9 protein-coding genes and 1 riboswitch are annotated in these 15,020 nt (G+C 67.0%); of the genes, 3 read left to right on the top strand and 6 right to left on the bottom strand.

Annotation, left to right across the window (positions count from 1 at the left end; genetic code table 11):
* Position 1 precedes the first annotated feature (1 nt).
* On the bottom strand, positions 2-913 hold the full coding sequence (locus ACW178_RS01975; protein WP_336969698.1) for a peptidylprolyl isomerase: 912 nt from the start codon (positions 911-913) through the stop codon (positions 2-4).
* Positions 914-1,252: 339 nt separating this feature from the next.
* Between ACW178_RS01975 and secA the strand changes: the two genes are divergently transcribed.
* Complete coding sequence (secA, locus tag ACW178_RS01970; protein WP_191554714.1) at positions 1,253-4,102, top strand: preprotein translocase subunit SecA; 2,850 nt, start codon at positions 1,253-1,255, stop codon at positions 4,100-4,102.
* Between the two features lie 80 nt (positions 4,103-4,182).
* Here the strand turns inward: secA and ACW178_RS01965 are convergent, their stop codons facing one another.
* Positions 4,183-7,047 carry a M16 family metallopeptidase gene (locus ACW178_RS01965; RefSeq protein WP_492024812.1) on the bottom strand — a complete coding sequence of 955 codons (2,865 nt, stop codon included), beginning with the start codon at positions 7,045-7,047 and terminating at the stop codon, positions 4,183-4,185.
* Between the two features lie 196 nt (positions 7,048-7,243).
* Here ACW178_RS01965 and ACW178_RS01960 point away from each other — a divergent pair, with 196 nt between their 5' ends.
* Entirely contained in the window at positions 7,244-8,482 is a 1,239-nt protein-coding gene (locus tag ACW178_RS01960) for an argininosuccinate synthase (RefSeq protein ID WP_287103350.1), read from the top strand.
* On the opposite strand, the gene ACW178_RS01955 is transcribed toward ACW178_RS01960, so the two are convergent.
* From ACW178_RS01955 to ACW178_RS01940, 4 genes are all read right to left on the bottom strand, one after another.
* Positions 8,479-9,798: a PQQ-dependent sugar dehydrogenase gene (locus tag ACW178_RS01955; protein ID WP_287103351.1), complete on the bottom strand. Its 1,320-nt coding sequence runs from the start codon at positions 9,796-9,798 to the stop codon at positions 8,479-8,481. The two genes, ACW178_RS01960 and ACW178_RS01955, sit on opposite strands and share 4 nt — an antisense overlap.
* Before the next feature lie 28 nt (positions 9,799-9,826).
* Positions 9,827-10,387 (bottom strand): TMEM165/GDT1 family protein, encoded by a 561-nt coding sequence (locus tag ACW178_RS01950; RefSeq protein ID WP_287103353.1) that lies wholly within the window; start codon positions 10,385-10,387, stop codon positions 9,827-9,829.
* A 30-nt stretch (positions 10,388-10,417) separates the two neighbouring features.
* A riboswitch (yybP-ykoY riboswitch) is annotated at positions 10,418-10,599 on the bottom strand.
* A 56-nt stretch (positions 10,600-10,655) separates the two neighbouring features.
* Positions 10,656-11,975 (bottom strand): acetyl-CoA hydrolase/transferase family protein, encoded by a 1,320-nt coding sequence (locus ACW178_RS01945; RefSeq protein ID WP_287103355.1) that lies wholly within the window; start codon positions 11,973-11,975, stop codon positions 10,656-10,658.
* An 82-nt stretch (positions 11,976-12,057) separates the two neighbouring features.
* Positions 12,058-12,840, bottom strand: coding sequence for a phosphatase PAP2 family protein (locus ACW178_RS01940; protein WP_492024811.1), 783 nt, complete (start codon positions 12,838-12,840; stop codon positions 12,058-12,060).
* A 274-nt stretch (positions 12,841-13,114) separates the two neighbouring features.
* Here ACW178_RS01940 and ACW178_RS01935 point away from each other — a divergent pair, with 274 nt between their 5' ends.
* Positions 13,115-15,004: a ribonucleoside-diphosphate reductase subunit alpha gene (locus ACW178_RS01935; RefSeq protein ID WP_054764284.1), complete on the top strand. Its 1,890-nt coding sequence runs from the start codon at positions 13,115-13,117 to the stop codon at positions 15,002-15,004.
* Positions 15,005-15,020: the final 16 nt, after the last annotated feature.

The raw sequence follows: 15,020 nt of genomic DNA, 5'->3' as shown, positions 1-15,020 counted from the left end.
GTCAGGCGGCCGGTGAGAGGGGAGTGTCAGACGCGGAAGGCGGGGCGGGAGCCGGGGCGGGGCGGGTCAGGCCCCCCGACGGCGCCGACGCCGGCTCCTCGTCACCCGCGCCGGAACCGCCGGGCAGCAGAATATCGACCTTGGCCTTGTCGCGCAGCTGTTCCAACAGGCGTCTCACCCCTTCATAGGTCAGGTAGCGGACGATTTGCGGCCGAGCCTGTTCCAGAGTCGGCGGGTTTTCCTTGCGCCGGTCCTCGACCCGCAGCACGGCCCAGCCGCCCTCGGTCTGGAAGGGACCGACGGTCGAACCGGCCGGCTTGTCACGCAGGGCGCCGGCATAGGCCTGGGGCATGACGTCCAGGGTGGAATAGCCCAGGTCGCCGCCAGAAAAGCGGGTGGCCTCGTCGATCGACCGCTCCATGGCCACGGCCTCGAAGCTGGCGCCCTGGCCCAGAATGCCGATGACGGCGTCCGCCTCGGGCTTGGTGCGCGACAGGATCAGGCGGACCCGGATCTCCTCGGACGTCTTCGCCAGGCGCAGCTGCTCATTGTAAAGCGTCTGGATCGCCTGATCGGAGATGGCGCCGTTGACGACGCTCTCGACCAGCATGTCGCCTAGAATCCGTTCGCGGGTCGCCTCCAGCCGCCGCTGCGCCAGAGGTGAGGCGTCCAGGCGACGGCGCTCCGCTTCGCGCGCCAGCAGCTTCTGATCGACCACCTCGTCCAGAACCCGGCGGAAAAGCTCGGAGGTCACATCCAGGGGCTCGCCTTCCCCGACCAGACCCTGCGCCACCGCCTCGCGCTTGACGTCCGAGGCCCAGATGATCTGGTCCTGAACCTTGGCTACCTGCCGGTCGCCCGGCTGCGGCGCCCGATCGTCGTCGCCGCCGCGCGAACAGGCGGCCAGCATCATCGCCAAGGCCGTCGCGGCGACCAAGGCGATGCCGCCGACCGATCCAAGGCCCCCTCGGGAAGGGGCGTGTCGGAAATGGAGGCGCCGGAATGGGATCAAGGGGACGCTCCGTCGAAGGCGGCCGAAAGCCCCCGCGTTGACAGGGGTTAGGGCGGTGCTTAAGTCCCGCCTGCGCCCAAGTCGAGGGGTTTTGATCGTCTGCGCGGCCCTTCGCGCGCGCCTGTGTCGGCGCGGCGGGGTCGTCATCGGTCCGAACGCCGCTTGGGGCGCGATCCTCGCCGCCCCTCACGGGATTTCAGAGCCGCTCCTTAATGACGCTCGACCTTTACCGGATCTGACATGCTCGGCTTCGCCAAGAAACTCTTCGGCTCTTCCAACGACCGCAAGGTCAAGGCTTTCCAGGACCATGCCCAGCGCATCAATGCGCTAGAGCCCAAGTTCGCCGCCCTGTCGGACGACGAGCTGCGGATGATGACTGACGCTTTCCGCGACCGTCTGAGCAATGGCGAAAGCCTGGACAAGATCCTGCCGGAAGCCTTCGCCGTCGTGCGCGAGGCGTCCAAGCGGGTGCTGGGCCAGCGTCAATATGACGTCCAGCTGGCGGGCGGCATGATCCTGCATGAGGGCGGCATCGCCGAAATGCGGACCGGCGAAGGCAAGACCCTGGTCGCCGTGGCGCCGGTCTATCTGAACGCCCTGGAAGGCAAGGGCGTCCACGTCATCACCGTCAACGACTATCTGGCCCGCCGCGACGCCGAGACCATGGGCCGGGTCTATCGCTTCCTGGGTCTTGAGGTCGGGGTCATCGTCAACGGCCTGTCCCAGGGCCAGCGCCAGGCCGCCTACGCGGCCGACGTGACCTACGGCACCAACAACGAGTTCGGCTTCGACTATCTGCGCGACAACCTGGTCTATGACCGGCGCGAGATGGTGCAGCGCCCCCACAACTTCGCCATCGTCGACGAGGTCGACTCCATCCTGATCGACGAGGCGCGCACGCCCCTGATCATCTCGGGCCCCACCGAGGATCGGTCGGACCTGTACAAGGTGCTGGACGCCCTGATCAAAGATCTGATCAAGGACAAGGACACCTATGAACTGGACGAGAAGCAGAAACAGGTTCTGCTGACCGAGCTGGGCTCCGAGCGTCTGGAAGAGGCCCTGGAGAAGGGCGGCCACTTCGCCCCCGACACCACCGGTCTTTATGACGCCGCCAACATCAGCCTGGTCCACCACTCCAACCAGGCCCTGCGCGCCAACACCCTGTATCAGCGCGACAAGGACTATATCATCAAGGGCGGCGAGATCATTCTGATCGACGAGTTCACCGGTCGGATGATGACCGGCCGGCGCCTGTCCGAAGGCCTGCACCAGGCCATCGAGGCCAAGGAAGACGTCAAGATCCAGCCCGAGAACCAGACCCTGGCCTCAGTCACGATCCAGAACTACTTCCGCCTGTATCAGAAGCTGTCCGGCATGACCGGCACGGCCGCGACCGAGGCCCAGGAGTTCGGCGACATCTACAAGATGGAGGTGCTGGAGGTGCCGACCAACCGGCCGATCCAGCGCAAGGACTATGACGACGAAGTCTATCGGACCCATGCGGAAAAGAGCCAGGCCATCGCCCGGCAGATCGCCGAATGCCACCTGGCGGGCCAGCCCATCCTGGTCGGCACGGTCTCGATCGAGCGCTCCGAACAACTGTCTGAGCTGCTGCGCACCTATGAGTACAAGGTCGAGGTCTCGCGCAAGCTGAAGCCCCAGTACGAGGGCAAGGCCAAGGAGGCCGAGAAGATCGGCGACGCCGCCTATGAGATCACCTATGAGACCAAGCTGCGCGGCATTCCGCACTCGGTCCTGAACGCGCGCCAGCATGAGCAGGAGGCCTATATCGTCGCCGACGCCGGTCTGCCGGGCGCGGTGACCATCGCCACCAACATGGCCGGCCGCGGCACCGACATCCAGCTCGGGGGCAACCTCGAGATGAAGATGCAGAAATGGCTGCTGGAACAGCGGAACATGGCCGTCGAGGTCACGCCCGAGATGCACGCGGCCAAGGAGGCCGAGTTCAAGGCCGAGATCGCCGTCAACCGCGAGAAGGCGCTCGCCGCCGGCGGTCTGTTCGTCCTGGGCACCGAACGCCATGAGAGCCGCCGTATCGACAACCAGCTGCGCGGCCGCACCGGCCGTCAGGGCGACCCCGGCGTGTCGAAATTCTATCTGTCCTGCGAGGACGACCTGCTGCGCATCTTCGCCGGCGATCGTCTGGACTCGATCATGAAGACCTTCGGGGTCGCGGAAGGCGAGGCCATCACCCACCCCTGGCTGAACCGCGCCATCGAGACCGCCCAGAAGCGGGTCGAGACCCGCAACTATGACATCCGCAAGAACCTGCTGAAGTATGACGACGTCGTGAACGACCAGCGCAAGGCCGTGTTCGAACAGCGCCAGGAGTTCATGGATTCCGAGGATCTGTCGGAACTGGTCGGCGACTTCCGCCGCGACGTGGTGTCCGACCTGGTCGAACGCTACATGCCGCCCAAGGCCTATGCCGAACAGTGGGACATCGACGGCCTGGATGAAAAGGTCCGCTCGACCCTGGGGCTGGAGCTGCCGCTCCACGACTGGGCGGCCGAGGAAGGCGTCTCCAACGAGGAGATCGAGGAGCGGCTGCTGGCCGCCGCCGACGCCCGCGCGGCCGAACGTCTGGAGCTGATCGGCGCCGAACAGACGCGCGGCCTGGAAAAGCAGTTCATGCTGCAGATGATCGACATGCAGTGGCGCGAACACCTGGTCCATCTGGACCATCTGCGCGGCGTGATCGGCCTGCGCGGCTACGGCCAGCGCGATCCGTTGCAGGAGTATAAGACCGAGGCCTTCAACCTGTTCGAAGGTCTGCTCTACGACCTGCGCCACAACGTCACCCGCTGGCTGATGACGGTGGAGTTCCGCTTCCAGGCGCCGCCTGAACTGCCTGAGTTCCAGGAAATCCACCTGAACCCCGGCACCGGCGAAAATGAGATGGCCGATCCGGCCGCTCAGAACCCCGAAGGCCAGCTGATCGGCGACGACCGGTCGAAACTGCCGGTCGAGGCGCTTCCGCCGGGCTGGGAGATGACCGGCCGCAATGCGCCCTGCCCCTGCGGCTCGGGCCGCAAGTTCAAACACTGCCACGGCGCCCTGATCTGAGCCTTTCGGCGCGGTAAGGACGAAAAAGAAGGCCCGGAGCAAATGCTCCGGGCCTTTGTCGTTTGCGACTGACGAGGCTCTTACTGGGCGGCGCCGCTCGCCGAGCGAACCTCGACCGGCAGGCCCAGGGCGTCGAGCTGGGGCTTGACCACCGAGGCGTCGCCGACGACCACCCAGACGAAGCGGGACGGGTCGAGCGCGGCCTGGGCCGCGGCGTCCAGTTCGGCCGTCGTCAGGGCGTTGGTGCGGGCGGCCACCGTTTCCGGATAGTCGTCCGGACGGCCCAGCATGTCGTTGACCCGCATGGCGTTCAGAACCGCCAAGGAGGTTTCATAGCTGCCGGCCAGACGGCGGGTATTGCCGTTGACGGTCCGCTCCAGCTCAGCCGGCGTCACGCCCTTGCCGCCCTTCAGGAAGTCGTTGAACTGGGCGTTCAGGGCGGTGATGGCCGGCCCGGTCTGGTCGGCCTGGACCGGGGCGGTGATCAGATAGGGCACGCGGCCGACGAAGCCGGCGGTCGAGGCGTTGACGCCGTAAGACCACCCCTTGGTCTCGCGCAGGTCCGAGTTGATGCGCGACAGGAAGTCGTTGCCCAGCACATTGTTGGCGGCGTTGAAGACCAGCAGGTCGTCCGAGCCCTTGGCCGACAAGACCGTCCCGCCCATGATGTAGGACTGAGGCGACTGCGGCCGGTCGATCAGCACGATCTTCGACGGGGTCGCGGGGATCGGCGCGGAATAATCCTTCACGCCCTTGGGGGTGGCCGAGGGGACCCAATGGCCGAACTGGGCGTCGAGCAGAGGCTTGATCTCCGCCAGAGGCTTGTCCGAGACCACGAAGATCTTGGCGTTGTCGGGCCGGATCCACTCGGCGTAGTCGGCGCGGATGTCGGCCTCGGTGATGGCCTTGACGCTGGCCTCGTCGCCGTTGCCGCTGAACGGGCGGCCATAGGGGTTGGCCGAGCCGTAGATCAGTTCGGGCAGGGCGCGATTGGCCAGGGCGGCCGGCTGGGTCCGTTCCGCCGCGATCCGCGCCAAACGGGTGGCGCGCAGCCGCTCCAGCTCGGATGCGGCGAAGGCCGGGGTCTTGACCACCTCGGCCAGGAGAGCGACCGAGGGCTCCAGGTTGGGCGTCACGGCCGACAGCTGGACCACCGACCGATCCATGGTGGCGCCGGTGGAGATGGCGGCGCCGAGGGTTTCCTGCGCCTCGGCCAGCTGGGTGGCGTTCAGATTGCGCGTACCCTCGTCCATCAGGTCCAGCATCAGGGTCTGCAGCCCCAGCTTGGACGCCTCGTCGGCGGCGATGCCCGCGTCGAACTCGACCGCGATCTTGGTCGCCGGCACGGCGTCGCGCTGGGCGTAGACCACCTCGACCCCGTTCGACAGGCGCGTGCGCTCCACAGTGGGGAAGTCGACGTTGGCGACGGCGGCGATCTCGGGCTTGGGCATGCGGGCCACGCGCTTGATCGGGGGCGCCGGGGTGCGGTTGGCGCCCGAGGGAGCCTCCGCCGCCTCCTGATAAGCCTCACGCTCGCCCGGCAGGGTGGTCAGTGTATAGGCCGGACGGGTCAGCCACTTCTGCATGGCCGCCTGGACCTGGGCGGGGGTGGCCGCCGCATAGGCCTGGAGCTCCTTCTTGTAGTGCTCCGGATCGCCGGCGTAGAGCTGGCCCTCAGCCAGGGCCACGGCCTTGCCGCCGAAGCCGCCGACCTGTTCCAGACCTTGAACCGTGCGCGAGACGTACTGGGTCTTGACCCGTTCCACCTCGGCCGCCGTCGGGCCGTTGGCGATCAGATCGTTCAGGATCTGGCGGGCGCGGGCCTCGACGGCCGCCGGGTCCTGGCCCGGCTTCACGTCGACGGTGATTTCGAACATGCCGACGCGGTGGAAGGCGCCGTTGTTCGCGCTGACCGAGACGGCGGTCTGCTCCCCGCGCACCAGTTCATTGTCCAGCCGCGAGCTGGCCAGGCCGCCCAGGACCGAGGCGCCGATGCTGAGCGGCACGGTGTCCGCGTCCAACAGGCCGGGCACGGCCCAGCTGATCTGAATTCGGGCGTTGGAGACGCGGTCGTGGGTGGTTTCGCTGACCGGCGCCGGCAGGGTCGGTACGGAGGCCTGGGCCGGGGTGTTGACCGGGCCGCGCGGAATCGGGCCGAAATACTTCTCGGTCAGCTCCCGCGCCTTGGCCGGGGTGATGTCGCCGGCCAGGACCAGGACGGCGTTGTTCGGACCATAGTTGGAGCGGAACCAGTCCCGCACCGTCTCCATCGAGGCCGCGTCCAGGTCGGCCATCGAGCCGATGGTCGAGTGGCGATAAGGGTGGCCCTCCGGGAACAGGGCCTCAAGCTGCTTGTATTCGTTCAGGCCGTAGGGCTGGTTGTCGCCCTGGCGCTTCTCGTTCTGGACCACGCCGCGCTGCAGATCGAGCGTCTCCTGGCTGATGGCGCCCAGCATATAGCCCATCCGGTCGCTTTCCATGAACAGGGCCTGTTCCAGCGCCGGGGTCGGAACCGTCTCGAAATAGTTGGTGCGGTCGAACCAGGTGGTCCCGTTCATGTCCGTCGCGCCCATGTTGCGCATCGGGGTGAAATAGCTGCCCGGCGCATTCTCCGAGCCGCCGAACATCAGGTGTTCGAACAGGTGGGCGAAGCCCGTCTTGCCCTCAGGCTCGTCCTTGGAGCCGACGTTGTACCAGACCGATACGGCCACGACCGGGGCCTTGTGGTCTTCATGCACCAGAACGGTCAGGCCGTTGTCCAGGGTGAAGCGGGTGTAGGGAATGTCCACCTCGGCGACCAGTTCGGACACCGGTGCGGCCCGCAGGGCGGGCGCGGCGGCCTGGGCCGAGGCTGCGGGGGCCGACACGGCGGCGTTTGAGGCCCAGACCGGGGTGGAGACCGCCAGAAGGGCGGCGGCGGCGACGAAGCAAGAGGCGCGACGCATGGGTTCGACATCCTTGGTGACAGATGGACGACGACCATAACGACGGTCGATCCACTGGCAACGCGACCGAATGAACATGAACAAAGCTTCATCTTTCGGTGGGGCCGCCCCGGAAAAGGTTGCATCGCCGGACCCCCGGTCTTATGCGCGCGTCAATTCTCCCCATCGCGCCGTCGAGTTTACCGAAAGAGCCGCCATGTCCGCCCCCGCCGACAAGCCCGTGAAGAAAGTCGTCCTCGCCTATTCGGGCGGCCTGGACACCTCGATAATCCTGAAGTGGCTGCAGACCGAATATAACGCCGAGGTCGTGACCTTCACCGCCGACCTGGGCCAGGGCGAGGAGCTTGGCCCCGCACGAGAGAAGGCGCTGAAGCTGGGCATCAAGCCCGAGAACATCTTCATCGACGACCTGCGCGAGGAATTCGTGCGCGACTTCGTCTTCCCGATGTTCCGCGCCAATGCGCAGTATGAGGGCGACTATCTGTTGGGCACCTCGATCGCCCGCCCGCTGATCTCCAAGCGCCAGATCGAGATCGCCCGCCAGGTCGGCGCCGACGCCGTCTGTCACGGCGCGACCGGCAAGGGTAACGACCAGGTGCGGTTCGAACTGGGCTATTACGCCTTGGAGCCCGATATCCGCGTCATCGCCCCCTGGCGCGAATGGGCGTTCCGCAGCCGCGAGGCCCTGCTGGACTTCGCCGAGAAGAACCAGATCCCGATCGCCAAGGACAAGCGCGGCGAGGCGCCCTTCTCGGTCGACGCCAACCTCCTGCACTCCTCCTCCGAGGGCAAGGTTCTGGAAGACCCGGCCGTCGAAGCCCCCGAGTTCGTCCACCAGCGCACCATCTCGCCCGAGGACGCGCCGGACAAGGCCACGATCATCGAGATCGGTTTTGAGAAGGGCGACGCCGTCTCGATCAACGGCGAGGCCATGAGCCCGGCCACCCTCCTGAACGCCCTGAACCAGTACGGCCACGACAACGGAATCGGCCGTCTGGACCTGGTCGAGAACCGTTTCGTCGGCATGAAGTCGCGCGGCGTCTATGAGACCCCCGGCGGGACCATCCTGATCGCGGCCCACCGCGGCATCGAAAGCATCACCCTGGACGGCGGCTCCATGCACCTGAAGGACCAGCTGATGCCTAAATACGCCGAGCTGATCTACAACGGCTTCTGGTTCTCGCCCGAGCGCGAGATGCTGCAGGCGGCCATCGACAAGAGCCAGGAAAAGGTTTCGGGCACGGTCAAGGTCAAGCTGTACAAGGGCAATGTCTCGGTCATCGGCCGAGAGAGCCCCAACAGCCTGTACGACCAGGACCTGGTGACCTTCGAGGAAGGCGTCCAGGCCTATGATCACAAGGACGCCGCCGGCTTCATCAAGCTGAATGCGCTTCGCCTGCGCGTCCTGGCTAAGCGTCAGGCCCGCGAGGGCTAAGGCGCGACGTCTGACCGGGCGATTCTGAAGATCGCCCGGCTCCGGTCGTCGCTCACCCAGATCGACCCGTCGGACGCGACTGCTAGAGCCACGGGCGATCCGCGCGGTTGACGGCCCGCGACCGCGTCCCAGCCCGGCGTCAGCACCTTGCCCCTGATACTGGGCGCGCCGGCCGGATAGGACAGGGCGCCGCGCGGATAGATGGCGTAGCGGCCGCCGATGTCGGTCAGGGGACGGCCCTGCGCGTCCGTCTCGGCCGCCACGATCCGCCCGCCCGCGCGGCGGTAGCCGTGCCAGGTCATCAGCAGCCGGCCGCGCAGTTCGGGGAACATCGCTCCGTCGTAATAGATCAGGTCCAGCGGCGCCGCGTGGGGCGGCAGCAGGGCGACCGGGCGGTCACGCTCGCTGCACCGCGCCTGGGCCGCGCTCCAGCCCGGCAGGGGCGTGGCCAGATCGACGCAATAGGGCCAGCCGTAATGGCCGCCCTGACGCAGGACATTGATCTCGTCATACGGATGGTCGGGCGTGGTCAGATCGACCGAGTTCTCCCCCTGGAGGATCGTGCCCGACGGGTGCCGGACCAAGGCGATGGAGTTCCTCAGGCCCGAGGCGAAGACGGTGCTGGCCTCAGCCCAGCGGCCGTTTCCAAGATAGGCGTGACGTCGCACCTGGGCCGTCGCGGCGCTGTCAACACAGGCGCCCGACGCATTGACGCGCGCCCGGCCTCTGGCGTCGATACAGCGGTCGCTGGGTGCGCCGACATTGACCAGCAGGGCGCCGTCGCCGTCGAAGACGAAGCTGGACAGGGGATGGCGGTTCTCATGCAGCCGATTGTCCGGCAGGTCGCCGATCACCGTCCGCACCGTCGCTGCCGGATCGGCCGCATCGGGATCCAGGGTCAGGATGCGGTTCATCTCGGACACATAGATCCGCCCGTCCGGCCCGCGCGCCGCCGTGTGGGGCATGGACAGGCCCCGGACCAGTCGTCGCCAGCGCGGGGCGCCGCCTTGATCGAACGACAGCCGCCAGACGGCGCCGCGGCCCGGCTCCCACCCGCCCAGGTCGGTGACCAGCCAGTCGCCGCCGTCCAAGGGCAGAAGGCCGCGTGGCATGCGGGGCCCCTCGCCGCCAGCGCCCTGCCAGACCAAGCCAAGACAATAGCCCGGCGCCGTCCGCACCGTGGTCGCAGGCCGACCCCCGCAGCCGCCGTCCACCGCATAGACGCGGTCGGCGGCGCGGGCGTCGTCGGGCCGTCCCAGGCTGAGGATCAGCGACAGGGCGACGACCGGAAGCCAGACGGGACAAGGACGGGCCATGCCTCATCTGATACGGCCAAGCCGGCCGCTAGGCCAGCAGGATCCACAGGCCGGTCGCCGCGAAACCGGCGGCGGCGGCCAGCCGGATCCACTTCAGCGGCAGCTTCTTCGCCGCCGTCTCGCCCAGCAGGACGGCGGGCCCGTTGACCAGCATCATCCCCAGGGTCGAACCGGCGACCACCACCGGCAGATTCTCGAATCGGGCGGCCAGCATGGCGGTGGCCACCTGGGTCTTGTCGCCCATCTCGATCAGGAAGAAGGCCGAGGCGGTGGTCCAGAAGATGGCCCAGAAGCCGCGCTGAACCTCGCCCTTCTGTTCGTCCAGGGTGTCGGGGATCAGGGCCCAGGCCGCGAAACCCAGAAAGGCGAGGCCGACGATCCAGCGCATCCACTCGCCCGTGATGAAATGGGCCAGGACGGTGCCGGCCAGGGCGGCGAAGGCGTGGTTCAGCAGGGTGGCCGCCAGAATGCCCAGGATGATGGGCGTGGGCCGTCGCCAGGTCGCCGCCATCACGATGGACAGCAACATGGTCTTGTCCCCGATCTCCGCGATGGAGACCAGGCCGGTCGAAATGAGGAAGGCTTCCAACGGGAACCTATATGCGCGGGAGCCTCGGCGGACGGACCTGTGGCGTTCGCAGCCGAGCCCCGCATGGACGTCCCTGCGAAAGCCGCCGGTCTTGCCGTGATCCGGATCTGAAAGACCCTGGACCGTTCCCGCGCCATCCTCTCCGGGAGAGGAAGTATGTTGACGCGGGCCCCGCTGATGGTTGCGGGCGGCTACTCCCCGATGACGGGGCGGGGTTTAGGCCAGGAGGCCGGAAATGAAAAGCTGATAACGACTCGCAAGAAGGGGTTCAGATCAGACCCTGCCGCCTGGCCTCGGCCGTGAGGCCGTCGCGGAACTCGGGCGCGGCGAGGGCGATCAGGGCGCGGGCCCGCTCGCCGGTCGATCGGCCCTTCAGGTTGGCCCACCCGTGCTCGGTGACGACGATATGCACGTCGTTGCGGGGCGTGGTGACCGGGCCGTCCAGCCGGGCGACGATGCGCGAGCAGCTCCCCCTGGCCGCCGTCGCATGACAGGCGATGATCGACTTGCCGCCGTCGGAGCCATAGGCGCCGCGCACGAAGTCCAGCTGTCCGCCCGAGGCGGTGAACTGGCGGCCGTTCAGATACTCCGAACAGCAGGCGCCGCTCAGGTCGATCTGTAGCGTGGCGTTGACCGAGACCATCCTGGCGTTGCGGGCGATGACGGCCGGATCGTTGACATAGGAGACAGGCCGGGCCTCCAGCCCCCGGTTCTCGTGCAGGAAGTCATAGGTGTTCTGGTCGCCCATCGAGAAGGCGAAGACCCCGACGCCGGGGTGCAGGGTCTTGCGGGTATGGTTCGCCACCCCGACCTGCATCAGCTCGACCAGGCCCGGTGTCAGCATTTCGGTGTGGACGCCCAGGTCGCGGTGGTTCTTCAGGGCGTCGCAGACGGCGTTGGGCAGGGCGCCGATCCCCATCTGCAATGTCGCGCCGTCCTCGACCAGGTCGGCGATGATCCGGCCGATGGCCAGGTCGGCCGGTTGGGGCTCGGCCCTGGGCACGGCCAAAAGCGGGGCGGCGTGTTCGACGATTCCGGACACCCGGGAAACATGGACGGTGCAGTCGCCGTACACGCGCGGCATATGCGGATTGACCTCGACAATGATCGTCCGGGCCGTCTCCGACACCGGCTTGGCGTAGTCGGTATTGGTGCCGAAGGAGAAGAAGCCGTCCGCGTCCATCGGCGAGACGGTGCAGACCAAGGTGTCGACGTCGACCTCGTCGCACAGCAGGCGGGGCGACTGCTGGAAGCCGGTCGGGATGAACTGGACCGGGCTGGGCCGCCCCTCCTCGAAGGCACGCTGCTCCAGCCGGCGTTCGACGGCGCTGTGGAACAGGCTCCAGGGCCGGATGCGGTCCATCAGTTCGTAACGCAGCACCGTATCGCCGGCGATCGCGGTGGAGAGCAGATAATAGAGGTTCACATCCTCGACCTCGCCCCGCTCGGCCCGTTCGGCCAGGGCCTTCAGCAGGGCCGGGGGCTGGGACACGCCCAGGCCCATGGCGATCCTGGCGCCGGATCGGATCAGGGCCGCAGCCTGGTCCGGCGTCTTCAGCCGCTCGGCGTAGAGGGCGGCGTGATCCATGGCGTCTCTCCCGTCTGCGCGCCCCTGTTCGGACGCGGCGTCGTCGTCCCCGACTATGCGGCTTCCTGCGGTTGAGCGGGTTCTAGACTTTGGTCGGATCGCCGGGCGTCTCGTCCGCCGTCGGAGACGGTTCGTCCTGCAAGGGCGCCCGGCGACGCTTTTGCCAACGCGCGACCCCATAGGCGACCAGCCACAGAAACATGGCCCAGGCCGAGCCCACGGCCCAGCCGGCGAAGACGTCCGTCGCCCAGTGGGCGCCCAGATAGATGCGGGTCAGGCCGACCAGCAGAGCCATGACCATGCCGACGCCCAGGACGAAGATCTTGAACCGCCTGCGAGGAAAGGCGCGGGTCAACATGACGGCCACGCTCAGATAGAAGACTGTCGCGAGCAGGGCGTGACCGGAGGGGAAGCTGGCGTTGATCGTCTCGACCGCCTGAAGCGCCTGGGGCGGACGCTCGCGTTCGAACACCGCCTTCAGCCCCTCGCTCAGCATGACGCCGCCCGTCAGCCCCAGGACCAGCAGCAGGGACGACAGCCATTTCCTCTGGCTCAGCAGAAAGAGGACGACGATCAGGGCGAACAGGCCCAGCACCGATATGCCGCCCAGCGATGTGAGGTCCGCCGCCGCCTCCTTCAGCCACCACGGCCCCCAGGGGCGGCCAGGATCGTCGGCATAGGGCCGCATCAGGCCAAGCACCTGACGATCAAAGCTCTGACCGTCGGCCTCGGTCATGTCGTCAGCGATCTCGACGAACGCCGTCACGCCAAAGGCGACGACGAACAGGGCCGTCAGAGCGGCCGTCTCGGCGCGAGCGACCGTCAGCAGGCGTATCAAAAAGGGACGGAGGTCGGAAACGGCCATGGGGCGTCGAAACGGCCAAGCTGGACCGAAGTTCCGATCACGCCTTCGTGATGTCGCGGCCGCGAAGGCCCGTGAGGGGTTTGCTGGCTTGCGCGCTGAACTTTCCCCAGGCGAGGCCGACTTGTCCGACCGATTCGCCGACAAAGCGAGCGTCAAGACGTTGACGGCTTATTAGGCATGTGCGCCCTATATGTGGGCTCGGGGAGCGTTGGAGCCACTAGATGATGTGGTTACGGCGCAGGTGGCTCTAGGCAGTTTATTGTTCAGGACGCAGATGACTATGGCTGGCGGCGAGGCTTTGAAGACAGCGGAATTCCAAGGTGTTGCGACGAACGCGGCGCCTGAGAAACCGCATCTGACCGTCGTGAAATCGGTCCAGGTGGATCGTTCGCGCGACGCCCTGCTGACCGATTTCGGCAAGAAGACGCTGGAGGACCGCTACCTGCTGCCGGGCGAGAGCTATCAGGACATGTTCGCCCGCGTCTCGACCGCCTTCTCGGACGACGCCGATCACGCCCAGCGCCTGTACGACTATATGAGCCGCCTGTGGTTCATGCCGGCGACGCCCGTCCTGTCGAACGGCGGCGCCGATCGCGGCCTGCCGATCTCCTGCTTCCTGAACGCGGTCGGCGACAGTCTGGACGGCATCCAGAACGTCTGGAACGAGAACGTCGCCTTGGCCTCGAACGGCGGCGGCATCGGCACCTACTGGGGCGGCGTCCGCTCGATCGGCGAGAAGGTCAAGGGCGCGGGCAAGACCTCGGGCATCATCCCCTTCATCCGCGTGATGGACAGCCTGACCCTGGCGATCAGCCAGGGGTCTCTGCGTCGCGGCTCGGCCGCCGTCTATCTGGACATCCACCACCCGGAGATCGAGGAGTTCCTCGAGATCCGCAAACCCTCAGGCGACTTCAACCGTCGCTCGTTGAACCTGCACCACGGCGTCAACGTCACCGACGAGTTCATGGAGGCGGTGAAGACCGGCTCCACCTTCGGCCTGCGCTCGCCCAAGACCGGCGAGGTGCTGAAGACCGTCGACGCCCGCTCGCTGTGGACCAAGCTGCTCGACATCCGGATGCAGACCGGCGAGCCCTATATGATCTTCTCCGACACGGTGAACCGCCAGATGGCGCCGCACCAGAGGGAGCTGGGGCTGAAGGTCAAACAGTCCAACCTGTGCGCCGAGATCATGCTGCACACCGGCCGCGACCACCTGGGCGTGGACCGGACCGCCGTCTGCTGCCTGTCGTCGGTCAACGCCGAGACCTTCCTGGAATGGCGCGAGGAGCCCCGCTTCGTCGAGGACCTGATGCGCTTCCTGGACAATGTTCTGGAAGACTTCATCCGCCGCGCCCCGCCGGCCATGGCCGCCGCCGTCTATTCGGCCAAGCGCGAGCGTTCGGTGGGCCTGGGCCTAATGGGCTTCCACTCCTTCCTGCAGTCGCAGGGCGTGGCCTTCGAGAGCGCCATGGCCAAGTCGTGGAACATGCGCCTGTTCAAGCACCTGCGTCGCGAGGCCGACAAGGCCAGCCGCGTTCTGGCCGAGGAGAAGGGTCCCTGCCTGGACGCCGAGGAGCGCGGCGTGATGGAGCGGTTCAGCCACAAGCTGGCCATCGCCCCGACCGCCTCGATCTCGATCATCTGCGGCGGGACGTCGGCCGGCATCGAGCCGATCCCGGCCAATATCTACACCCACAAGACCCTGTCGGGCTCCTTCGCCGTCAAGAACCCCTATCTGGAGCGTCTGCTGGACGAGAAGGGGATCAACACCGAGGCGGTCTGGAGCTCCATCCTCCAGCACGAGGGCTCGGTCCAGCATCTGGACGCCCTCAGCGAGGACGAGAAGGGGATCTTCAAGACCGCCTTCGAACTGGACCAGCGCTGGGTGGTGGAACTGGCCGCCGACCGCGCCCCGGAAATCTGCCAGGCCCAGTCGCTGAACCTCTTCATCCCCGGAGACGTCAACAAGTGGGACCTGCACATGCTGCACTGGTCGGCCTGGGAACGCGGCGTGAAGTCCCTGTACTATCTGCGATCCAAGTCGGTTCAGCGCGCCGCCTTCGCCGGCGCCGAGGACAAGGCCGAGGCCGAGATCGACCCGAACCAGCCAGACCTCTTCTCCATGCCCAAGACCGACTACGACGAGTGTCTGGCCTGCCAATAGGCCTCCTGCGCCGCAG

It is taken from the genome of Brevundimonas sp. AVps4, assembly GCF_058681525.1.
Note: the sequence above shows the minus strand (reverse complement) of the source record. Positions and strands in the feature narration are given on the sequence as shown.

Bases quoted from the DNA above. Each gene is read 5' to 3' on its own strand.
- ACW178_RS01975 (WP_336969698.1), bottom strand. From the start codon at position 913: ATGATGCTGGCCGCCTGTTCGCGCGGCGGCGACGACGATCGGGCGCCG.
- secA (WP_191554714.1), top strand. From the start codon at position 1,253: ATGCTCGGCTTCGCCAAGAAACTCTTCGGCTCTTCCAACGACCGCAAG.
- ACW178_RS01965 (WP_492024812.1), bottom strand. From the start codon at position 7,047: ATGCGTCGCGCCTCTTGCTTCGTCGCCGCCGCCGCCCTTCTGGCGGTC.
- ACW178_RS01960 (WP_287103350.1), top strand. From the start codon at position 7,244: ATGTCCGCCCCCGCCGACAAGCCCGTGAAGAAAGTCGTCCTCGCCTAT.
- ACW178_RS01955 (WP_287103351.1), bottom strand. From the start codon at position 9,798: ATGGCCCGTCCTTGTCCCGTCTGGCTTCCGGTCGTCGCCCTGTCGCTG.
- ACW178_RS01945 (WP_287103355.1), bottom strand. From the start codon at position 11,975: ATGGATCACGCCGCCCTCTACGCCGAGCGGCTGAAGACGCCGGACCAG.
- ACW178_RS01940 (WP_492024811.1), bottom strand. From the start codon at position 12,840: ATGGCCGTTTCCGACCTCCGTCCCTTTTTGATACGCCTGCTGACGGTC.
- ACW178_RS01935 (WP_054764284.1), top strand. From the start codon at position 13,115: ATGACTATGGCTGGCGGCGAGGCTTTGAAGACAGCGGAATTCCAAGGT.